A 21,044-nucleotide genomic window follows, 5' to 3' on the forward strand; every position below is an offset into this window, starting at 1 on the left:
AGAAGTAATGCCATCAGTAGCAGACCGCGAGAAGTCCCTTGAGACCGCACTCGCTCAAATTGACCGTCAGTTCGGCAAGGGCTCAGTCATGCGCCTCGGCAGCGATGAGCGTGCTCCGGTCGAGGTTATTCCCACCGGCTCCATCGCTTTGGATGTCGCACTCGGCATAGGTGGGCTTCCCCGCGGCCGTATCGTCGAGATCTACGGCCCGGAATCTTCGGGTAAGACCACGCTCACCCTGCACGCCATCGCCAACGCCCAGCGCAATGGCGGAATCGCAGCTTTCATCGACGCCGAGCACGCGCTCGACCCGGAATACGCAGCGAAGCTTGGCGTCGACATCGATGCCCTTCTCGTTTCCCAGCCCGACACCGGTGAGCAGGCGCTTGAAATCGCCGACATGCTGGTGCGAAGTGGCTCTATCGACCTGATCGTTATCGACTCGGTTGCTGCGTTGGTTCCGCGCGCAGAAATCGAAGGTGAGATGGGCGACACGCACGTTGGTCTTCAAGCTCGACTCATGTCGCAGGCGCTGCGCAAGCTCACCGGTGGCCTGAGCCAGACCAACACCACCATGATTTTCATTAACCAGCTGCGCGAAAAGATCGGTGTCTTCTTCGGTAGCCCCGAAACCACCGCCGGCGGTAAGGCGCTCAAGTTCTACGCGTCAGTGCGCCTCGACATCCGTCGTATCGAAACGCTTAAAGACGGCACGGATGCGGTGGGTAACCGCACGCGAGTCAAGGTCGTGAAGAACAAGATGGCTCCGCCGTTCAAGCAGGCGGAGTTCGACATCCTCTACGGCATTGGTATCTCCCGCGAAGGTAGCCTCATCGACTTCGGTGTCGACCACGAAATCGTCCGCAAGTCGGGCGCGTGGTACACCTACGATGGCGACCAGCTCGGCCAGGGCAAAGAGAAGTCTCGTGCTTTCCTGCTCCAAAATCCGGCCATCGCGCTAGAGATTGAGCAAAAGATCATGCGCAAGCTCGGTGTCGGCGCCGAAGCTAAGGCTGCCAATGCAAGCGAAGCAAAAGCGCTTGCTGATGCTGCCGCTGTTGCGGAGAAAGCCGCTAAGGCCAGTGCTAAGGCTGAGGCCAAAGCTGACGGCCCCACATTGCCGGTGGCGGCTAAGACTGCTGCCGCGCCCCTCAAGAAGGCTTCTGGGCAGTAGGTAGTACTGGTGAATTCCTCCGACGACGATTACATCGCCCCCGTCATCAACCTCTTTGCTGACAGGTCTAGCGCTGCGCGCGCTGATGTGGTGGAGTCGTCGCCGGAGGAATCCTCCGCAGAAGAACAATGGGCAGCTGAGGCCGTTGAAGAACCGCAGGCTGTGCTTCGCGCACTGCCCACAATGCGTGACTTCAGTCCGGCCAGCGAAAAAGAAGAAGAACCGCAGCCAGCAACACGTCGCGAGCCACGATTCGTCCCTGAACCGGTTGCTTCAGAAGCAACGGTTTCGGCCGATCATCCCGCTAACGGATCAGCAACGGTGGAGCCGGAAGATGGTTCGTCGCGCAAGGCACGAAAGCAAGCCCGCGACGGCTTCTCCGAGATCAGCCGAGTCAGCATGCGGGCGCTTGCTCGCCGCGGGATGTCCTCGCACGAGATGACCCAGTTTCTCGGAACGCGTGAATTCGAGTCCGACGAGGTCGAGGCAGAGATCGAGCGTCTTGAAGGATCCGCGCTCCTCGACGATGCGGCCCTCGCCGAAACGCTCACCCGCACATTGCGCGAACGTAAAGGCCTCGGCTCCGGCGGAATCATTGCGGAACTTCGTCGTCGAAAGATCGACCAAGAGCATATTGACGCCGTCGTCGACTTTGAGCGTGATGAAGAACAAGAACGCGCAAATGAAGTCGCGCTCAAACGCGCACCACAACTCCGCTCACTCGACAACGAAACGGCCAAGCGCCGCCTCAGCGGATTCCTGCTTCGCAGAGGCTACTCCGGCTCTGTGGTGTCATCGGCAGTCAACACCGCGCTGGCACCCGGTGCCGGCGGATCATCGAACGGTCCCCGCTTTCGCTAGAAGTTCGGCGAGCTTCGCGCCTGTCAACCCTCCTCAACGCTGAGGCTTAAGGTGGAACACATGATTGACGAAAAACTGGCGACCCCGCGCAGCTACGAAGTGCGCACCTACGGGTGCCAGATGAACGTGCACGATTCAGAACGACTGAGCGGCTCGCTCGAAGCCGCTGGCTACGTGCGAGCGACTGAAAGCCAAGCGGACGTCGTTGTCATCAACACGTGTGCCGTTCGCGAGAATGCCGACAACAAGCTGTACGGCAACCTCGGCATGTTGGCGAGCGTTAAGAAAGAGCACGAGGGCATGCAAATTGCTGTCGGCGGCTGTCTTGCTCAAAAGGATCAGGGCGTCATCCTCGAGAAAGCTCCGTGGGTTGACGTCGTCTTCGGCACCCACAACATGGGCTCACTGCCCACACTGCTCGAACGGGCCCGCCATAACGAAGAAGCCCAACTCGAGATCCTCGAATCGCTCGACGTTTTTCCCTCGACTTTGCCCACCCGACGTGAATCAACCCACAGCGCGTGGGTGTCGATCTCTGTCGGCTGCAACAACACCTGCACATTCTGCATCGTTCCCACGCTCCGCGGCAAAGAGAAAGACCGTCGCCCAGGCGAAATTCTCGCCGAAGTGCAAGCGGTGGTCGATGACGGCGCTACCGAAATCACGCTCCTCGGCCAAAACGTGAACTCCTACGGTGTCGAGTTTGGCGACCGCCAAGCGTTCAGCAAACTGCTGCGCGCCACGGGCTCCATCGAAGGCCTTGAACGCGTCAGGTTCACCAGCCCGCACCCCGCAGCATTCACCGACGATGTTATCGACGCGATGGCGGAAACTCCGAATGTGATGCCGCAGCTTCACATGCCGCTCCAATCAGGCTCCGACCGCATCCTCAAAGCGATGCGCCGCAGTTACCGTTCGACCAAGTTCCTCGGCATCCTTGAGCGAGTGCGGGCGCAAATGCCTCACGCCGCGATCACGACCGACATCATTGTGGGATTCCCCGGTGAGACCGAGGAAGACTTCCAAGACACCCTGCGTGTGGTTGAAGAATCACGTTTCGCCTCGGCGTACACCTTCCAATACTCCATTCGTCCCGGAACTCCCGCGGCCACCATGGAAGACCAGATTCCTAAAGAGGTTGTGCAAGAGCGCTTTGAGCGCCTCGCTGCCCTTCAGGACAGGATCTCTCGCGAAGAAAATGACAAGCAGATCGGCCGCACCGTCGAGGTGATGGCGACCGCGATGGAAGGCCGCAAGCAGTCAGAAACTGCGCGACTCTCTGGCCGCGCTGAAGACTCTCGACTCGTGCACTTCAACATTCCGGAGGGCAGCGCTACGCCGCGCCCCGGTGACGTCGTGACACTCACGATCACCGAAGCTGCGGCGTTCCACCTCGTTGCCGACACCGAACCCGGGGGAGTGCTCAACATTCGTCGTACTCGTGCGGGAGATGCCTGGGACCGTGCCGAGGCAGCGTCGTGTGGAGTCCCCACAAGCACAAGCACAGGCACCGGCGCAGCAGACGCGAGTCCGCGTGTATCGCTCGGTCTGCCCACGATCCGTGTCGCCACGACACCGATCTACGACCCCAGCGATTCCCTTCGCTAAGCAAGAAATGGCACAAGCACCGCATGCCAAGCGCGAGCAGTCTGAACTGACCACGTCGTTGGAACTCTCTGCCCGCTCTGACCACCCCGGCTCCGCGCTCGACCCGACACTTGACAGCGACAGCGACAGCGACAGCGCCGTGGCGTTCCCGCTCGTCGTGGTCGTCGGCGCGACGGGTACCGGTAAGTCTGAACTCTCCTTGAACGTCGCGGACGGTCTTGCGCGTCAGGGCATCTCATCCGAGATCATCAACGCCGACGCCATGCAGCTGTATCGGGGCATGGATATCGGCACAGCGAAGCTGCCACTCGACCAGCGCCGAGGCATCCCACACCACCTGCTCGATGTGCTTGACCCCACCGACGATGCCAGCGTTGCTCAGTACCAAACGGATGCGCGGCGAATCATCGGGCAAATCCAGAGCGCCGGGCGCGTGCCGATCATGGTTGGCGGCTCTGGACTCTACGTTTCGAGCGTGATCCACGACTTCCAATTTCCCGCCCGAGACCCGGAGGTTCGGGCGCGTCTTGAAGCCGAACTCGATGAGCTGGGTGTTGGGCTACTTTTCCAGCGCCTTCAACAGCGTGATGCTGCGGCCGCGCACTCGATTGGCGCGAGCAACGGGCGACGCATCGTGCGTGCGCTCGAGGTGATTGAGATCACGGGTGAGCCTTTCGGGGCGGGGCTTCCCGAAGAAAAGAAGTTATGGACTCCCGCGCATATCATTGGTGTCGCCGCGCCGCGAGATGAACTTGTTCCGAGGCTCAACGCCCGGGTGCAGCAGATGTGGGATTCCGGGTTGCTCGATGAAGTTCGTGAGCTTCGTCCGCGCGGGCTGGGCGTCACCGCCGCTCGCGCTATCGGGTATGCCCAGGCGATCGAGCAGCTGGATGGCACGCTCACTGAGGCGGACGCGATCGAGCAGACGGCCGCCCTCACGCGCCGCTATGCGCGTCGTCAGGTGGGCTGGTTCAAGCGCTACGACCACTGTCATTGGCTGCAGTATGACGATCCCGAGCGGGCAGAGCGCGCTCTGTCGATCGTGATGGGGGAGAATGGAACGCATGGCAACGCTTAACTTCACTAAAGGTCAGGGAACTGGCAACGACTTCGTGCTGTTTTCTGATCCGGACGGTGAGATTGATCTCACCCCGAAGCAGGTTGCGGCCATTTGCGATCGTCACTTTGGTGTGGGCGCCGATGGAATCATCCGCGCCGTCCGGTCCCGCAATCTCGACGCGGGCGCTGCGGCTCTTGCCGAAGATGCCGACGCCGAGTGGTTCATGGACTACCGCAACGCCGACGGCAGCATCTCCGAGATGTGTGGCAACGGCATCCGTGTCTACGCGGAGTACCTCGCTAATGAGGGTTTTGTTGATTTCGAGCCCGGTGACACTTTGCCGATCGGTACGCGCAGCGGGGTTCGCGATGTTCAGCGCAACATGGCCGGCTATCAGGTCGATATGGGCCGTTGGGCTCTTGACGGCGGAGAACCGCTTGTGCGGGCCAAGGAGCTTGATGTTGCCCGTCCGGGGCTCGGCATCAACGTGGGTAACCCGCACGTGGTTGTGGCTCTCGCTGAAGAATCCGAGCTTGATGGGGCTGACCTCAACTACACTCCCGTGATTGATCCTGTGCCCGAAAACGGCGCAAATGTTGAATTCGTGGTGCCGGCCGAGCCACTCGTCAAAGACGGTGTTGGTTCGATCCGGATGCGCGTGCATGAGCGTGGCAGTGGCGAAACGTTGTCGTGTGGCACGGGTGCTGTCGCCGCGGCTCTCGCTATTCGTCATTACGCCGGAGCGAGCGCTCCCCACCAGTGGCGGGTCACCGTTCCCGGCGGAACCGTTGTTGTTCGCATGTTCCCGACCGAGGATGGCGAACACGTGTCGCTGAGCGGTCCGGCCGAGCTCGTTTACACCGGCAGCCTCGAACTCGCTTAGCGAGCCCCTGAAGGCCGCTCACGGCCCTTTGCTGCCGCCTAGGCGTCAGCGTCGTCGAGCGTGGCAGCGTGGTGTCGCGCCCGCAGTAGCCGGTAGCCCTTGTTCGTTGCGGCGCGAGTGAAACTGAAGTCGTCGGGGAAGGTTGCTTCCATCCACCGGTGGAGGGAATCCGATCCGAGGTTCTTTTGTACTACCAGCCAGGCGTCGGCGTCTTCTTCGAGACGGGGTAGCCAGGTCTGGAGAATGTTGTGCAGCTCGTTCTTGCCGACGCGGATGGGCGGGTTCGACCAAATAGACATAAACGTTATGTCTTCGGGAACATCTGCGGGCAAAACCGCGTTAATGTTGGGTATGGACAATTTTTCGGCGTTTGCGCGTACAAGATCCAGTGCGCGCTCGTTGACGTCCACCGCCCACACCGTTGCATGAGGTGACTCGAGGGCAAGGGTGAGCGCCATCGGTCCCCAGCCGCAACCGAGGTCAAGCAGGTTTCCTCCCGGGGGAGGAGCGGGCACGTTCGCCAGTAGAACCTTGGTTCCAGCGTCGATCCGTTCCGGACTGAAGATCCCATTTGACGTGACAAGTTCGCGTTCGAGACCAGCAATGGTCGCGTGAATCGTCCGCAAATTGAGATCACTCTCGGGTGATGACGAGAAGTAATGCTCGTTAGCCATGCACAGAACTTACCGAAAACTAGAGAAGTAGGGTTAACCCAATGACGCGAAACACGACAGAAACCAGTATCGAGGCCTCCAACGGCGACGACGCCGAGCGTTCCGTCGACCGTGTTCTGGCCGCAGAAAGCTCCGACCATGCCGCAGTGACGCGCTTCGGTTCCGAAGGAGCAGGCAAATCTGGCGCTCAGGCGCTGCAATCGGATGCTCACTATGAGTCCGATCGCGATGGTGACCAGTTCGATCGCGAGGATCGCCACGCCCTGAAGCGGGTGGCAGGTCTATCGACCGAACTTGATGACGTCACCGAGGTCGAATACCGCCAGCTGCGCATCGAGAACGTAGTACTCATCGGTATTTACGGGCAGGGAAACCTGCGCGAGGCCGAGAACTCGCTTCGCGAGCTTTCTGCGCTAGCCGAGACTGCGGGCGCCGTCGTGCTCGACGGCCTCCTGCAGCGCCGTAGCCACCCCGACCCGAGCACGTACCTGGGCAAGGGCAAGGCGCGTGAGCTGAAGGACGTGGTGGCCGCGACCGGCGCCGATACCGTGATCGCCGATACCGAGCTTGCTCCCAGCCAGCGGCGCGCTCTTGAAGACGTTGTGGGTGTCAAGGTCATCGACCGCACTGCGGTAATTCTTGACATCTTCAGCCAGCACGCGACGAGCCGCGAGGGCAAGGCCCAGGTGGAGCTCGCTCAAATGGAGTACTTGCTTCCCCGTCTGCGTGGTTGGGGTGAATCGATGTCCCGCCAGGCTGGTGGCCAGGTCGGTGGTGCGGGTGCCGGCATGGGTAGCCGTGGCCCCGGTGAGACCAAGATTGAGCTCGATCGTCGCCGTATCCACACGCGGATGGCACGCCTGCGCAAGCAAATCAAGGGCTTTGCGCCGGCGCGTGAAGCGAAGCGGGCAAACCGTGATCGCTTTGAGGTTCCGAGTGTGGCAATCGCGGGCTATACGAACGCGGGCAAGTCGAGCCTGTTGAACCGGCTGACGCGCGCGGGTGTGCTCGTCGAGAATGCGCTGTTCGCGACTCTCGACGCCACCGTACGCAAGTCGGCAACTGCCGATGGTCGGCTGTACACGTTGAGTGACACGGTTGGTTTCGTGCGCAACTTGCCGCATCAGCTGGTGGAAGCTTTCCGTTCGACGCTCGAAGAGATCGGTCAGTCCGATGTCATCGTGCACGTTGTCGACGCGTCGCATCCTGATCCTGGCGCTCAGCTCGCCACGGTGCGCGATGTTATTGGCGAACTCGGTGCGCGTGACATTCCCGAGATCGTTGTTTTCAACAAGAGCGATCTTGCGGATGACGATCAGCGTCTGCTGATTCGTGGCCTGGAGCCGACGGGCATCTTTGTCTCGGCGCGCTCCGGTGAGGGCATCGACGAACTCAATGCGCGCATCGCGGAACTTCTGCCTTCTCCCGAGATCGAGGTGACTCTGCTCGTGCCGTATGACCGTGGCGAGGTCATTTCGCGTCTCCACGTGCAGGGTCGAGTGATCTCGACCGATTACCGCGAAGAGGGCACGCTGGTTACCGCGTTGGTTCACCCGGCGCGAGTTCCAGAGATCGAAGAGTTCGTTTCGAAGCGGGCCTAGGCGGGAGCGAGAATCGTTCTCGCCTGCAGCGTGCCGAGCGCGCAGCCGTAGTTCTGGGTTGCGCGCTTAGCTGAGGCCGCGACCAGTGACACGTCTCGTCATGGCGGCTACAAGGCGGCGGCTGGCGAGCCTGGTCATGATGGTGGTGGCACGGTTCATCCCGCCGTCGATAACGCTGGGCGGCGGGTTGCGCCGGTCTACCGTGGCAAGCGCCAGCGCAACGACGCCGACGGAGGTGCGGAAGTTTCCGACCTGAGCGCCGGCGCCAGCGACGTCAAAGAACTCGGTACGGGTAGCGCCGGGCGAAAGGGCGAGAACTGTGAGCCCGGTGCCTTGCGCCTCAGACCAGAGAGCCTCAGTGAAGCTCAGGACGAACGCTTTGGTTGCTCCGTAGACGGCCATGAACGGCACGGGCTGGTAACCAGCGGTGCTAGCGACGTTGATAAGCACTCCCGCGTCGTGGCTGCGCAACTGAGGATAGAACTGACGGGTCAGAGCTACAAGGGCGCCAACGTTGAGTGCGATTTCCTGATCAATTCGCGCGGGTTCCTCATCCTCAAACCTGTTCCGGGTCGCAAACCCCGCGTTGTTCACGAGGCTGTGAACCGGGATGCCGCGCTCGGTGAGTTCTGCGGCAAGAGTGGATGCCGCATCCGGGGTCGACAGGTCGCGTTCGATCGGGGTGACGTTCACGCCGTGGCTCGCACGCAGTTCGGTTGCTAGTTGTTCTAGTCGATCGATGCGACGCGCAACGAGTACGAGGTCGGCGCCACGGGCGGCGAGCTGTCTGGCGAATTCTTCGCCAAGCCCCGAGCTTGCTCCGGTGACGAGGACAGTGGTTCCGGTGTAGGAGATCGCCATGGCGGCCCTTTCTAGGTGTACAGGTGTTCAGTAATGTATGTTTACACGTGTACAGTCCCGATGTCCAGCGGAGAAATTATGAGAGACAGGCAACGCAACGCTCGCGGGAGTGGAGACCAGCTGCGAGATCAGCTTGTCGCGGCCGCGAGCGAAATGCTTCTCACCCCGCAGTCCATCGCCCCGCCTTCGCTGCGCGCTGTTGCACGCGCGTGCTCAGTCTCGCCCGCTGCGGTCTATCTTCACTTTGAATCTCAACACGCCCTCATCGACGCCGTCATCCAGGCGCAGATGCAAGCGCTCGGTCATGCCATTGGTGCTGCTGTAGAGGGCACGTCGTCGCCGATCGCTCGGGCTTATGCCTTCGGGGTCGCCTACGCGACGTGGGGGATCGAGCATCCCGGTGCCTACCAACTGTTATTCGAAAGCGCCGACCGTCATGGCAACTCAGCGCACGAGGCAGACTGGGGTTTGCTTGAAAGCGCCGCCATCCTTCTTGTGGATGTGACCGGCACCGATCTCACGACTGCGAACGTCATAGCGTTTCGCCTCTGGGCGTCGTTGCATGGCATCGTTTCGCTTCGCCTGCATAAAGTCGAAGCGCCGTGGCCGACTTCGCTCGAAGGCGAAGTGCGTGCGGTCATCGACAGCCTAGTCGGCAACGTCGGCGCCACCTCATAGGGCAGGCCTCACCCGGAAGGCGCTTACTTGATGGCGCGAAGTACGGTGACGACCTTGCCAAGCACTTGGGCGTAGTCGCCGAGGATCGGCTCGAAGTTTGAGTTACGCGGCAGTAGCCACGTGTGGCCGTCTCGTTGACGAAAGACCTTCACGGTTGCTTCTTCGTCAAGCATCGCGGCGACAATATCGCCGTTCTCGGCAGTTTGCTGTTGACGCACGACCACCCAGTCGCCATCGCAGATAGCGGCATCGATCATGGAATCTCCCACGACCTTCAGCATGAAAAGTTCGCCCTTGCCCACGAGCTGACGGGGGAGCGGGAACACTTCTTCAACGTGCTGCTCGGCGGTGATGGGGATTCCGGCGGCGATGCGACCGACGAGCGGGACCATTGCTGCGTCGCCCATTGACGGGCTGATCGTGCTGGATTCGTCGACGGCGTTGGGAACGTCAATAAGAACTTCGATGGCGCGGGGGCGATTGGGGTCGCGGCGCACGTAGCCACTGAGTTCCAGCTGGTTGAGCTGGTGGGTAACGCTCGACAGTGAGGAGAGACCGACGGCATCGCCGATCTCGCGCATGCTCGGCGGGTACCCCTGGGTAGCGACTGCTCGCTGAATCATCTCGAGGATCGCCTGCTGCTTAGCGCTCAGGCTGGTGCGCCGCCGTGTTCCGCGCTCGGAAACGTCGTCACGGGGTGCTGTTGCGTCAGTCACGGAGTCCTCTGTTTCTGCCACCGACGATTCCAATGTCAGTGGCTCATTCGAAACTGTATCCGCAGAAGGGGCCAAAAACAAACATTTGTTCGAGTGTCGAGAGTAAATGTCAGTGGCTTCTTCGAATATGTACTTGATATTCGAACTATTCGAATGTATGTTCGGAACACAACTTCGCATCCGGTTCTCCCGGCCGAGAGCCGGATGCGATACCACCCCCACGAGGAGCGAATGATGTCTACTGCTGTGATTGCACCTAACGCGGCTGTCCGTGCACGGCAGTCCGCACCGCGTCTTCGCCTCACCACGCGTGGTCGCGTCGTCCTTATGACTCTCGCGGCCACGCCGTTGGTTATCGCGGCCCTTCTCATCTCGCTCAACAGCGGCGGCGCTGCTGCGACTCTCGAGTCCAACGAGAACGCCTTCGTCTATGTCGATGTCGCGGCGGGCCAGTCCCTGTGGAACATCGCCGAGCAGCACGCCCCGGGTCACGACCCGCGCGAGGTTGTTGCCCAGTTGATCGAAGTGAATCAGATGTCGTCAGCAGACATCTTCGCGGGTCAAGAGCTCGCGATCCCCGCTAGCTTCTCCAACTAGCCTTCCCAACTCCGCCGTCATCACCACGGCCACGGCATCCGGCCACAGCCTGTTCCTCTACCATTGGTGAAGTGACTTCGCTATCAGATCTCCCCATTCGTGATGACCTCCGGGGTCTCACTCCCTACGGTGCACCAACCGATCCGGTTCGCATCCAGCTGAACGTCAACGAGAACACGCATCCGATTCCGGAGGCGGTTGCCACTGACATTGTCATGGCTCTCGCCGGCGCTGTTATGAATGCCAACCGCTACCCCGACCGCGAATTCACTGAACTCCGCGAATCACTTGCGGCCTACCTCGGTCACGGCCTTACTGCCGACAATATGTGGGCGGCCAATGGTTCCAACGAAGTACTTCAGCAGACGCTGCAGGCGTTCGGCGGGCCAGGTCGCCGCGTGCTTGGCTTCCCGCCCACCTATTCGATGCACTCCATCATTGCTTCGGGCACCGGCACGGAATGGGTCACGGCACCGCGCGATCCCGCCTATGACATCACGCCAGAGAGCGTCGTCGCTGCAATCGCTGAGCACACGCCCGATGTTGTTTTTCTCTGTTCCCCTAACAACCCCACCGGCACCCCCGTCAGCAACGACACGATCGTGGCCGCCTACGACGCTACTGATGGCATCGTGCTCGTCGACGAAGCGTATGCCGAGTTCTCTGATCGCGAATCGGCTCTGTCGCTCCTTGAGGGCCGCCCGCGCCTTCTCGTGTCCCGCACGATGAGCAAGGCATTCGCCTTCGCCGGCGCGCGAGTCGGTTACCTCGCCGCTGACCCCGCGATTGCGGATGCCCTGCGTTTGGTGCGACTTCCGTACCACCTGTCGGCGCTCACGCAGGCGGCAGCCGTAGCAGCGCTGGCCCACGCGCCGGAAATGCTCGCCATGGTCGATGAGATCAAGGCGCAGCGTGACCGTATGAGCGCTGGACTTGAAGCATTGGGATTCACCCCAGTTCCCAGTGAGTCCAACTTCGTATTGTTTGGCAATGTTGCTGACCCTCAGGAGCTGTTCCATAAGCTCCTCATCCAGGACATCCTGATCCGCGATGTCGGCATTCCGCATCACTTGCGAGTCACCGCCGGCACCGAAGAGGAAACCACTGCATTCTTGGATGCGATGGCCGACCTCCAGACGCTCGGTAGAGTTGAACAATGACCTCACAGCGCACCGCGACGATTACGCGTGAAACCAGCGAGTCGAGCATCGAGCTTTCGATCAATCTCGACGGCACTGGCACCTCATCCATTGACACGAGCGTGCCCTTTTACGACCACATGCTTACGGCGTTCTCGAAGCACTCGCTGATCGACCTCACCGTCAAAGCCACTGGTGACACCCACATTGACGTGCACCACACGGTTGAAGACATCGGCATTGCGCTCGGTATGGCTATCAAGCAAGCACTTGGCACCAAGGCTGGCATTTCGCGCTACGGCGACGCTCTCGTCCCGCTCGATGAAGCACTCGTGCGCGCCGTTGTCGATGTCTCCGGTCGTCCCTACCTTGTTCACACGGGAGAGCCTGCGGGTTTTGAGATGCACCTCATCGGTGGTCACTTCACGGGCTCTATGGTGCGTCACGTGTTTGAGGCAATCAGCTACAACGCGGGTATCACCGTGCACGTAACAGTTCTGGGCGGGCGCGACCCGCACCACATTGCTGAGGCAGAGTTCAAGGCCTTCGCTCGCGCTATGCGTGCAGCGGTGGAGCCGGATGCGCGGGTAACGGGCATTCCGTCGACGAAGGGTGCGCTCTAGAGTGGTTGCTCCTTCGGTTGTCATCCTTGATTACGGTTCCGGCAACATTCATTCGGCGGCGAAGGCTCTCGAGGCTGCTGGCGCGAACGTGCGCTTGAGTGCGGATCGCTCTGTCGCTGAAGCCGCCGACGGGCTCCTCGTGCCGGGCGTTGGCGCTTTCGCAGCGGTGATGTCGGCGCTCGAGTCCGTGCGCGGTGGCGCGATCATTGAGAAGCGCCTCACGGGCAGTCGGCCGGTTATGGGCATCTGTGTCGGGATGCAGGTGCTCTTCGCTTCGGGCGACGAACACGGAATTCAGACCGATGGCCTTAATGAGTGGCCGGGTGTTGTAGAAAAGTTACCCGCTCCGGTTTTGCCTCACATGGGGTGGAATACCGTCGAAACTCCCGAAGATACGACGCTGTTCGATTCGGTGCGGGATGAGCGTTTCTATTTCGTGCACTCCTATGCCGCACAGCAGTGGACGCTTGACGTTCAACCGCCTTTTCCGCAGCCAAAGCTCACCTGGGCAGACCACGGCGGGCGCTTCTTGGCCGCGGTCGAAAACGGACCTTTGACTGCCACTCAATTTCACCCGGAGAAGTCGGGCGAAGCTGGAATCCGACTGCTAGGCAACTGGTTGAAGACCCTCTGATTTTGCGCGTGTTCTGCGTGCACTAGTATCGGATGCTTGTGCGCGGCGTTCCGCGGTCAGGTCTTTAGAGAGCGTATCTATGAGCGAGTTCAACAAAACCCCCGGTCTTACCCTGCTTCCGGCAGTGGATGTAGCCGACGGCAAGGCCGTGCGCCTTACACAGGGCGAGGCAGGCACTGAGAAGAGCTACGGCGACCCGTGCGCTGCGGCTCACGATTGGGTCGATCAGGGTGCCGAATGGATCCACCTTGTGGATCTCGACGCTGCCTTCGGTCGTGGCAACAACCACGCGATGATCAAGAAGGTCATCAAGTCGACGCCCAAGCGCGTCAATATCGAACTTTCGGGCGGCATCCGCGACGACGAGTCGCTGGAAGCAGCTCTTGCCACTGGCGCAAAGCGCATCAACCTGGGCACCGCAGCGTTGGAGAACCCCGAGTGGGCTGCTCACGTCATCGCCGAGTACGGAGAGGCAATTGCTGTCGGCCTCGACGTTCGTGGCACGACGTTGGCTGCTCGTGGTTGGACTCAAGAGGGTGGCGACATCTGGACGGTGCTCGACCGCCTGGAATCTGCCGGATGCTGCCGCTACGTGGTCACTGACGTCACGAAAGACGGCACGCTGCAGGGCCCCAACATTGAATTGCTTCGTCAGGTAATGGAGCGCACGCATCGCCCGGTCATCGCCTCAGGGGGAGTCTCCAGCTTGGATGACCTCATCGAATTGCGCGAGCTTGTTCCTCAGGGCCTCGAGGGCGCCATCGTCGGCAAGGCTCTCTATGCCAAGGCATTCACGCTCGCTGAAGCGCTCGACGTCTCGTCGCACTAAGCGGATCGTCTCGCGGTAACTCACACCGGTACTGACCTAGGCACTGACACGGGAGCTGACATGGGCGCTGAAACGAACTCAACGGATTCTGCAGGTGTCCCGTGGGAGGGCCGTTCGTTCGAGCCCAATTCGTCGCCGGATGATGACGGCAGTGCGCCCGAGGCTTTGATGGCGACCATCACGCGCTTTCATGCTGGCGATGCCACCGAGGCAGAGGTCGTAGATCAGGTTCGTGTGTCTCGACTGTTGATCCCCTTGCTTGCCAAAGCGGGGGAGACCGGCACCACTCTCGAGGGTCTCACGGTCGACAAGACCCAAGAGCTCTCCATCGTCACCGTTACTGGTCCGGATGGTCGCGCCGTCTTGCCCGTCTTCAGTTCCGTTGACGCCATGAAGGCGTGGAATCCGGATGCTCGGCCGGTGCCGGCGGCAGGCACTCGTGTTGCGCTGGCGGCCGCGAGTGAAAACACTGACCTCGTGATCATCGATCCGCTGAGCGACAGCGAGTTCATCCTTCGGCGCCCGGCAGTATGGGCGATCGCCCAGTCTGTTGCGTGGACGCCGAGCTTCTTGCGTGCCGATGTGCGTGATGAGTTCGCGGCATCCGCACAGGGTGAAGAGTTCGTCGTTGATATCCAGCTTCTTGCCGGTGACCCCGGCGCTCGGCTGCACGGCCCAGAGCTGGTCGTTCAGATTGCGATGCGCGAGGGGCTCGACCGCGAAACGCTAGATGCAGTCATGGATAGGATGCGCGAACGCTGGAGTGCTTCTGAACTCATCGCCCAGTCGGTCGATTCGCTCGCAGTCCAGGTCGTTCGCGCACCAGCCGCTGACTTGCCCACTAGCTGACGGTAACTAGCGGGCGCCGGCTTAGTTGACGGGGCCGGTGTATTTTTCGCCTGGTCCCTTGCCGGGGGCGTCGGGGAACCGTGATTCTTCGCGGAACGCGAGCTGAACCGAGCGGAGTCCGTCGCGCAGGGGCCGAGCGTGGTGGTCGCCGATTTCGGGAGCCGCGGCAGTGACAAGGCCGGCGAGAGCGGTAATCAGTTTGCGGGCTTCGTCGAGGTCCTTTTCGGACTCCGCATCCGGTCCATCAGAGAGGCCGAGTTTCACGGCGGCAGCGCTGAGCATGTGCACGGCGACGGTGTTTATTACCTCGACTGCGGGCACTTCTGAGATGTCGCGTGCTTCATTTGTTTCGTCGTGGGTGGGCTCGCTCATGATGTCCTTCGCTTATTGGGGTTCGCTCTGCTATTCTTATGCAGGCCCGGGGCTCGCCCCGGATACGAAAGTGGAGATTCTCCCACCTGTCAACCGCATATAAGGTTACCGGGTAGTTACACCCCGCACAGTTCGCTGGCGGTGCAGTACGCATAATTCGTGTTCGAATCTGCGCATTGTTCCGGATGTCGACTGGGCAGCTTTAAAGGGTGATGCAGCATTCGCTGCGTGACGATCCTCTTTCGTGCCACGGCATCCGCCGAACTGCGTTGACTAGACGACTACCGTTTAGCCGCGCACCACGAAATGTTAGGAGAACACGCATCAGCGATCCCCGTACCAACGACCGAATCCGAGTCCCTGAGGTCCGTCTTGTCGGACCCGGCGGCGAACAAGTCGGTGTCGTCTCCATTGACGTCGCCCTCAAACTCGCCCAAGAGGCAGATCTTGATTTGGTCGAGGTTGCTCCCAGCTCTAAGCCTCCCGTTGCCAAGATCATGGATTACGGCAAGTTCAAGTACGAAGAGGCGCAGAAGGCGAAAGAAGCTCGTCGTAATCAGACGAACACGATTCTCAAAGAGGTTCGTTTCCGTCTCAAGATCGACACGCACGACTACGAAACTAAGCGCAAGCGCGCCGAGGGATTCCTCGCAGGCGGCGACAAGGTCAAAGCAATGATCTTGTTCCGTGGCCGTGAGCAGTCTCGCCCCGATCAGGGTGTGCGTTTGCTTCAGAAGTTTGCCGAAGATGTGTCGGAGTTCGGTTCAATCGAATCGACACCGACTATCGACGGTCGCAACATGGTCATGATTATTGGCCCACACAAGACCAAGGCAACGGCGAAGGCTGAAGCCGAGGCCCGCAAGGTAGCTAACAAGAAGCCTCGTGAGGCAGAAGTTCCAGAGAAAGAGGAGAAAGATGCCTAAGCAGAAGACGCACTCAGGCACCAAGAAGCGTTTCAAGGTCACCGGTAGCGGCAAGGTCATGAAGCAGCAGGCGGGTATGCGACACAACCTCGAGGTTAAGAGCAGCAAGCGTAAGCGCGCACTCAACCAGGATCAGGTCATTGCGCCGCAGGACGCCAAGACAATCAAGAAGCTTCTCGGTAAGTAAAGGGTTTAGGAATACATCATGGCAAGAGTTAAAAGGGCGGTAAACGCTCACAAGAAGCGTCGGGTAATCCTCGAACGCGCAAAGGGATACCGCGGCCAGCGTTCGCGTCTGTACCGCAAGGCAAAAGAGCAAGTCACGCACTCGCTCGTATACGCATACCGCGACCGTCGCGCCCGCAAGGGTGAATTCCGTCGCCTGTGGATCCAGCGCATCAATGCTGCATCGCGTGCCAACGGCCTCACCTACAACCGTCTCATCCAGGGTCTGAACCTTGCTGGTGTGCAGGTTGACCGTCGTATCCTCGCTGACCTCGCTGTCACCGAGCCCGCCACGTTCGCGTCGCTGGTTGCAACCGCTAAGGCTGCACTTCCTGCTGACACGTCGGCACCCCGTTCGGCTGCGTAACTAGCCGCACAACTATTCGTGCAATCGGCACGCTGTAGCGACCAATTTGGCCCCTACAGCGTGCCGATTCTCGTATGTGCGGGGCGCGAGCTTAGGGTTAGGAGCGTGATTGATAACCCGCGCTCGCCACGTGTACGAGCAGTGGCCAAACTTGCAAAGAAGAGCGCCCGGTCAGAGACCGGGCTTTTTCTCTTGGAAGGCCCCCAATCCGTAGCTGAAGCTCTCGAGTTTCGCCCGGATCTTTTGGTCGAGCTCTACGCCACTCCTACCGCTCTCGAACGCCACAGCGATCTCGCTCGTGCCGCTGAAGCAGCGGAGATCGAGATCGAGTTTGTTTCTGAGCAGGTGCTCGAGACAATGGCTGACACCGTCACCCCTCAAGGCATTCTTGCCGTTTGCCGACAGTTCCCGACGTCGATGAAGGATCTTCTGTCTGGCGGGCCTAAGTTGATCGCCATTCTTGAAGAGGTTCGTGACCCTGGCAACGCCGGCACGATCATCCGAGCCGCGGATGCTGCTGGTGCCGACGGCGTGATCCTTACCGGTCGCAGCGTTGATCTCTACAACCCCAAGGTTGTTCGCGCGACGACGGGGTCACTGTTCCACCTTCCCGTTGCCGTGGGCGCTGAGCTCGAAACTGTGCTCGAACGCGTTAAGGGCGAGGGCTTGCGCGTACTTGCCGCCGACATCAAGGGTGGCGATCTGCTGGCTGCCCGCAACGAGGGCGTTCTTAATGAGCCTTCGGCGTGGTTGTTTGGCAACGAGGCTCGTGGCCTGACCGACGAGCACTACGCCTTGGCCGACTGGGTGATATCGGTGCCGATTTATGGCCACGCTGAGTCAATGAACCTGGCGACTGCAGCATCCGTTTGTCTCTATGAGAGTGCTTTCGCGCAACGCAGCAACTGATCGACACGATTGCTCGTGATTTAGTGTCACGACCGTGTTACATCTAGGCGCGTCGATTGACCCTCGTCGCGGGCATGTGGTTGTCTTGCCCTATGGCAGCACAGAGCGGTGAACCTCTGGTCGTAATCGACCATGTCAACAAACATTACGGTGAGCTTCACGTGCTCAAAGACATCTCCACCACAATTAAACGTGGCGAGGTAGTTGTCGTTATTGGGCCGAGTGGTTCGGGAAAGTCCACGCTCTGTCGTGCGATTAACCGGCTCGAGACCATTGACGACGGCACCATCACTATTGATGGCAAGTTGCTTCCCGAAGAGGGTGCTGGCCTCGCCAAGCTGCGCGCAGACGTCGGCATGGTGTTCCAGTCCTTCAACCTCTTCGCGCACAAGACGATTCTTGAGAACGTCACGCTTGGCCCGCGTCGGGTTCGCAAGCTCTCCAAGGCCGAGGCTGACAAGCACGCGATGGAGTTGCTCGACCGCGTTGGTATCGGCAACCAGGCATCCAAGATGCCTGCCCAGCTCTCCGGCGGACAGCAGCAGCGTGTTGCTATTGCCCGTTCGCTCGCGATGGACCCGAAGATCATCTTGCTCGATGAGCCCACGTCGGCTCTCGACCCCGAAATGATCAATGAGGTTCTGGATGTCATGGTGCAGCTCGCCAAAGACGGAATGACCATGCTTGTGGTTACCCACGAAATGGGCTTCGCGCGCAAGGCTGCCGACCGCGTCATCTTCATGGCGGATGGCGAGATCGTTGAAGAGGCCGAGCCCGAGCAGTTCTTCACCAACCCCCAGTCTCCGAGAGCGCAAGATTTCCTCTCGAAAATCCTTACCCACTAACTCAGCGGGTAATCCCCACAGCAGCAAGGAGAAACACATGAGACTCAAAAAAGGTCTGATGATTTCTGCCATCGCCGTCGTAGGTCTTCTTGGCCTCAGCGCATGTGCAGCAGACTCAGGAACAACTGATCCTGACGTCGTCGTTCCGGAGTTCGAAGCAGGCACCACGATGGCTGACCTCGCCGACGCCGGCAAGATCACCATCGGCACCAAGTTCGACCAGCCGCTGTTCGGTCTCAAGGGACCGTCGGGCGACCCCGTTGGTTTCGACGTCGAAATCGGCAAGATCATTGCTGCTTCGCTGGGTATTAGTGAAGACAACATTGAGTGGAAAGAGACTGTTTCCGCTAACCGCGAGTCGTTCATCGAGAACGGCACTGTCGACATCGTGATCGCTACTTACACGATCAACGACACTCGCAAGGAAGTTATCTCCTTCGCTGGTCCTTACTACAACGCAGGCCAGGACATCCTCGTTCTTGCAGACAACCCCGAGGGCATCACTGGCCCCGAGGACCTCGCAGGCATGGACGTCTGCAGCGTTGCCGGTTCGACCTCAGAGAAGAACATTGCTGAGTACGACGTCAAGCTCATCACCACTGACGCTTACTCCGCTTGCCTCGAGCCGCTTCGCAGCGGCAAGGTTGTCGCTGTTACCACTGACAACGTGATCTTGGCCGGCCTTGCCGACCAGAACGCTGGCGAGTTCGAAGTTCTCAGCAACCCGTTCACCGAAGAGCCTTACGGCATCGGTCTTGGTTACGATGATGACGCCTTCCGCGACTACATCAACGACGTTCTCGAGACCTCGTACTCCGACGGTTCGTGGGATGCGGCTTGGGAAGCAACTGCAGGCCAGGTCCTGAAGCTCCCGACCCCGCCCGCTGTAGACCGCTACAGCAACTAGTGTGCTCGGTGCCCGTCCGCGGCTAACGCGGGCGGGCACCTTCCACGCCATATTCATTTACTTTCCAGGAGGCCCGGATGGACGTCATCACTAACGCGATCGACGCCCTTGTCGATATAACGCCGCTCTACATGCAGGGCTTTCTTCTGACGTTGGCCCTGTTGGGCATTGCCGGCGTCGGCGCGTTTATCCTCGGGGTTCTCATCGCAGCGATGCGTATTTCGCCGGTTCCTTCTTTGCGTGTTTTCGCAACGGTCTACACCGAGCTACTTCGCAACATCCCGTTGCTTCTCGTCTTGTTCTTCTGCGCTTTTGTGCTTCCCATTCTCGGTGTTGACCTCGACTACTTCCTCTTGGCTGCCCTCGGCCTGACGCTCTACACCTCTCCCTTCGTTGCTGAAGCTGTCCGTTCCGGGTTCAACGGTGTTCCCGTCGGTCAAGCCGAAGCTGCCCGCAGCGTCGGCATGGGATTCACTCAGACAGTTGGCCTCGTGATTCTTCCGCAGGCAAGCCGCATGGTCGTCCCGCCGCTCATCAACGTGTTCATCGCGTTGACCAAAAACACTTCGGTGGCGGGAGCCTTCTTCGTCAACGAGCTCTTCAAAGCAACCGGCGCTGCGTCTCGTGACCACGGTGACTTGGTACTGCTCACCCTGATTTACGCCGCTGCGCTTTACTTAGCAATCACTATTCCGCTCGGGCTGATAGCCGGAGCGATTGAGAAGAAGGTTATGGTGCTGCGATGAGCGCGAGCGTACTGTACGACGCCCCCGGTCCTAAGACCCGGCGCAATTCGGCCATCGCATCTGTTGTCGGTGCCCTACTGATCATCGGCCTCATTGTCTGGGTCTACTTCATCCTCGCGGCACCCCGCGTCAGTGCTAACGGTGCCGAGCAGCCTGGTCTTTTCGATCCGTCGCGAACCGACATCCTCTCCGACCCTGAAATCTGGGGCGCTTTTGGCCGCGGAGTGCTCAATACTCTGCGCATGGCGGGAGTCGCGGCAGTGCTCGCGATCATCATCGGAATTCTGTTCTCCTTTGGCCGCACCGCGGCATCCAAGTGGGTCCGTATTCCCACATCGATCGCCCTCGAGATCTTCCGCGGTATGCCACTGCTGCTGCTGATCTTCTTCGTCTTCCTGATGTTCTCCACCGGTGGGTACTGGGCCGGGGTGCTTGGACTCGCGATTTACAACGGTGCCATTATCGGTGAAGCGCTACGAGCAGGCATTAGCTCGTTGCCTAAGGGGCAACGTGAGGGTGGGCTTTCCGTCGGGCTCACTTCGCTGCAGACCCGCTTCATCATCGAGTTTCCGCAGGCGTTCCGACAGATGCTGCCGATCATTTTGGCGCAGCTCGTCGTTCTGCTCAAGGACACGTCGCTGGCGTATGTGGTCGCGTACCCGGAGCTTTCGCGCACGATCAAGGAGCTTCAAAACTTCTACGGCAGCCGGTACGTCTTCACGCTGTTCGCTATTGGTTTGGTTATCTACCTCGTCATGAACCTCACCCTGTCCTACATTGCTCGCTACGTTGCGAAGAAGAGCGGGCCGAAGGATGGCGAGACCACCCCGAATGCACCCAAGCAACCGGGAGTCGATGGCACCCGTGCCATCACGATGCCGCCGCGTGGTCACGCCAGCTACGGCGTCGACAATGGCAGCACTGGCGGCGGCGGGTACTAGCTCTGCAATGAGGGCGGCC

25 protein-coding genes are annotated in these 21,044 nt (G+C 60.2%); 21 read left to right on the forward strand and 4 right to left on the reverse strand.

Annotation, left to right across the window (positions count from 1 at the left end; all coding sequences use genetic code 11):
- Nucleotides 1-7: 7 nt before the first annotated feature.
- Genes recA through dapF form a run of 5 tightly spaced genes read left to right on the forward strand, consistent with a single transcriptional unit; the run spans nucleotide 8 to nucleotide 5,586 of the window.
- On the forward strand, nucleotides 8-1,174 hold the full coding sequence (recA, locus tag ACWFSR_RS05685; RefSeq protein WP_197108703.1) for a recombinase RecA: 1,167 nt from the start codon (nucleotides 8-10) through the stop codon (nucleotides 1,172-1,174).
- Nucleotides 1,175-1,183: 9 nt separating this feature from the next.
- Nucleotides 1,184-2,035: a regulatory protein RecX gene (locus ACWFSR_RS05690; RefSeq protein WP_447523293.1), complete on the forward strand. Its 852-nt coding sequence runs from the start codon at nucleotides 1,184-1,186 to the stop codon at nucleotides 2,033-2,035.
- A 60-nt stretch (nucleotides 2,036-2,095) separates the two neighbouring features.
- The gene (miaB, locus tag ACWFSR_RS05695) at nucleotides 2,096-3,643 is read left to right on the forward strand and encodes a tRNA (N6-isopentenyl adenosine(37)-C2)-methylthiotransferase MiaB (protein ID WP_447523294.1); all 1,548 of its coding nucleotides are present in this window, start codon (nucleotides 2,096-2,098) and stop codon (nucleotides 3,641-3,643) included.
- 7 nt (nucleotides 3,644-3,650) lie between these two features.
- Nucleotides 3,651-4,721: a tRNA (adenosine(37)-N6)-dimethylallyltransferase MiaA gene (miaA, locus tag ACWFSR_RS05700; RefSeq protein WP_447523295.1), complete on the forward strand. Its 1,071-nt coding sequence runs from the start codon at nucleotides 3,651-3,653 to the stop codon at nucleotides 4,719-4,721.
- A complete protein-coding gene (dapF, locus tag ACWFSR_RS05705; protein WP_197108697.1) occupies nucleotides 4,708-5,586 on the forward strand; it encodes a diaminopimelate epimerase in 879 nt (292 codons plus the stop codon). Before miaA ends, dapF begins: the two co-directional genes overlap by 14 nt.
- Nucleotides 5,587-5,624: 38 nt before the next feature.
- Here dapF and ACWFSR_RS05710 read toward each other — a convergent pair whose 3' ends face one another.
- Nucleotides 5,625-6,260: a class I SAM-dependent methyltransferase gene (locus tag ACWFSR_RS05710; RefSeq protein ID WP_447523296.1), complete on the reverse strand. Its 636-nt coding sequence runs from the start codon at nucleotides 6,258-6,260 to the stop codon at nucleotides 5,625-5,627.
- A 41-nt stretch (nucleotides 6,261-6,301) separates the two neighbouring features.
- Between ACWFSR_RS05710 and hflX the strand changes: the two genes are divergently transcribed.
- On the forward strand, nucleotides 6,302-7,861 hold the full coding sequence (gene hflX, locus ACWFSR_RS05715; RefSeq protein WP_197108693.1) for a GTPase HflX: 1,560 nt from the start codon (nucleotides 6,302-6,304) through the stop codon (nucleotides 7,859-7,861).
- Between the two features lie 66 nt (nucleotides 7,862-7,927).
- On the opposite strand, the gene ACWFSR_RS05720 is transcribed toward hflX, so the two are convergent.
- Nucleotides 7,928-8,722, reverse strand: coding sequence for an SDR family NAD(P)-dependent oxidoreductase (locus ACWFSR_RS05720; RefSeq protein WP_197108684.1), 795 nt, complete (start codon nucleotides 8,720-8,722; stop codon nucleotides 7,928-7,930).
- 78 nt (nucleotides 8,723-8,800) lie between these two features.
- Between ACWFSR_RS05720 and ACWFSR_RS05725 the strand changes: the two genes are divergently transcribed.
- Entirely contained in the window at nucleotides 8,801-9,400 is a 600-nt protein-coding gene (locus ACWFSR_RS05725) for a TetR/AcrR family transcriptional regulator (RefSeq protein WP_447523297.1), read from the forward strand.
- Between the two features lie 23 nt (nucleotides 9,401-9,423).
- On the opposite strand, the gene lexA is transcribed toward ACWFSR_RS05725, so the two are convergent.
- Nucleotides 9,424-10,116 carry a transcriptional repressor LexA gene (lexA, locus tag ACWFSR_RS05730; RefSeq protein ID WP_197108680.1) on the reverse strand — a complete coding sequence of 231 codons (693 nt, stop codon included), beginning with the start codon at nucleotides 10,114-10,116 and terminating at the stop codon, nucleotides 9,424-9,426.
- Nucleotides 10,117-10,350: 234 nt separating this feature from the next.
- Between lexA and ACWFSR_RS05735 the strand changes: the two genes are divergently transcribed.
- The 6 genes from ACWFSR_RS05735 to ACWFSR_RS05760 all read left to right on the forward strand — a co-directional run bounded on the left by ACWFSR_RS05735 (nucleotide 10,351) and on the right by ACWFSR_RS05760 (nucleotide 14,787).
- Complete coding sequence (locus ACWFSR_RS05735; protein ID WP_197108678.1) at nucleotides 10,351-10,713, forward strand: LysM peptidoglycan-binding domain-containing protein; 363 nt, start codon at nucleotides 10,351-10,353, stop codon at nucleotides 10,711-10,713.
- Nucleotides 10,714-10,784: 71 nt separating this feature from the next.
- On the forward strand, nucleotides 10,785-11,873 hold the full coding sequence (locus ACWFSR_RS05740; protein WP_197108668.1) for a histidinol-phosphate transaminase: 1,089 nt from the start codon (nucleotides 10,785-10,787) through the stop codon (nucleotides 11,871-11,873).
- Nucleotides 11,870-12,475, forward strand: a complete 606-nt coding sequence (hisB, locus tag ACWFSR_RS05745; protein WP_197110599.1) for an imidazoleglycerol-phosphate dehydratase HisB — start codon at nucleotides 11,870-11,872, stop codon at nucleotides 12,473-12,475. Before ACWFSR_RS05740 ends, hisB begins: the two co-directional genes overlap by 4 nt.
- A 1-nt stretch (nucleotide 12,476) precedes the next feature.
- Entirely contained in the window at nucleotides 12,477-13,109 is a 633-nt protein-coding gene (gene hisH, locus ACWFSR_RS05750; RefSeq protein ID WP_197108664.1) for an imidazole glycerol phosphate synthase subunit HisH, read from the forward strand.
- A 79-nt stretch (nucleotides 13,110-13,188) separates the two neighbouring features.
- A complete protein-coding gene (gene priA / locus ACWFSR_RS05755) occupies nucleotides 13,189-13,938 on the forward strand; it encodes a bifunctional 1-(5-phosphoribosyl)-5-((5-phosphoribosylamino)methylideneamino)imidazole-4-carboxamide isomerase/phosphoribosylanthranilate isomerase PriA (protein ID WP_197108662.1) in 750 nt (249 codons plus the stop codon).
- A 60-nt stretch (nucleotides 13,939-13,998) separates the two neighbouring features.
- Nucleotides 13,999-14,787: an SseB family protein gene (locus ACWFSR_RS05760; RefSeq protein ID WP_447523298.1), complete on the forward strand. Its 789-nt coding sequence runs from the start codon at nucleotides 13,999-14,001 to the stop codon at nucleotides 14,785-14,787.
- Between the two features lie 21 nt (nucleotides 14,788-14,808).
- Here the strand turns inward: ACWFSR_RS05760 and ACWFSR_RS05765 are convergent, their stop codons facing one another.
- Nucleotides 14,809-15,159: a DUF1844 domain-containing protein gene (locus ACWFSR_RS05765; protein ID WP_197108658.1), complete on the reverse strand. Its 351-nt coding sequence runs from the start codon at nucleotides 15,157-15,159 to the stop codon at nucleotides 14,809-14,811.
- A gap of 269 nt (nucleotides 15,160-15,428) precedes the next feature.
- Between ACWFSR_RS05765 and infC the strand changes: the two genes are divergently transcribed.
- The 8 genes from infC (at nucleotide 15,429) to ACWFSR_RS05805 (ending at nucleotide 21,025) form a co-directional block, all read left to right on the forward strand.
- Nucleotides 15,429-16,085 carry a translation initiation factor IF-3 gene (gene infC, locus ACWFSR_RS05770; protein WP_447523299.1) on the forward strand — a complete coding sequence of 219 codons (657 nt, stop codon included), beginning with the start codon at nucleotides 15,429-15,431 and terminating at the stop codon, nucleotides 16,083-16,085.
- Complete coding sequence (gene rpmI / locus ACWFSR_RS05775; RefSeq protein ID WP_197108656.1) at nucleotides 16,078-16,272, forward strand: 50S ribosomal protein L35; 195 nt, start codon at nucleotides 16,078-16,080, stop codon at nucleotides 16,270-16,272. Before infC ends, rpmI begins: the two co-directional genes overlap by 8 nt.
- 18 nt (nucleotides 16,273-16,290) lie before the next feature.
- Nucleotides 16,291-16,677, forward strand: coding sequence for a 50S ribosomal protein L20 (rplT, locus tag ACWFSR_RS05780; RefSeq protein ID WP_009771944.1), 387 nt, complete (start codon nucleotides 16,291-16,293; stop codon nucleotides 16,675-16,677).
- A 105-nt stretch (nucleotides 16,678-16,782) separates the two neighbouring features.
- Nucleotides 16,783-17,586, forward strand: a complete 804-nt coding sequence (locus tag ACWFSR_RS05785; protein WP_197108655.1) for a TrmH family RNA methyltransferase — start codon at nucleotides 16,783-16,785, stop codon at nucleotides 17,584-17,586.
- 92 nt (nucleotides 17,587-17,678) lie between these two features.
- Nucleotides 17,679-18,431 carry an amino acid ABC transporter ATP-binding protein gene (locus ACWFSR_RS05790; RefSeq protein WP_197108653.1) on the forward strand — a complete coding sequence of 251 codons (753 nt, stop codon included), beginning with the start codon at nucleotides 17,679-17,681 and terminating at the stop codon, nucleotides 18,429-18,431.
- 37 nt (nucleotides 18,432-18,468) lie between these two features.
- On the forward strand, nucleotides 18,469-19,338 hold the full coding sequence (locus ACWFSR_RS05795; RefSeq protein WP_197108651.1) for a glutamate ABC transporter substrate-binding protein: 870 nt from the start codon (nucleotides 18,469-18,471) through the stop codon (nucleotides 19,336-19,338).
- A gap of 77 nt (nucleotides 19,339-19,415) precedes the next feature.
- On the forward strand, nucleotides 19,416-20,084 hold the full coding sequence (locus ACWFSR_RS05800) for an amino acid ABC transporter permease (protein WP_447523300.1): 669 nt from the start codon (nucleotides 19,416-19,418) through the stop codon (nucleotides 20,082-20,084).
- Nucleotides 20,081-21,025: an amino acid ABC transporter permease gene (locus tag ACWFSR_RS05805; RefSeq protein ID WP_197108647.1), complete on the forward strand. Its 945-nt coding sequence runs from the start codon at nucleotides 20,081-20,083 to the stop codon at nucleotides 21,023-21,025. The genes ACWFSR_RS05800 and ACWFSR_RS05805 overlap by 4 nt, the downstream gene beginning before the upstream one ends.
- Nucleotides 21,026-21,044 lie beyond the last annotated feature (19 nt).

The organism is Salinibacterium sp. NYA9b (genome assembly GCF_976973725.1).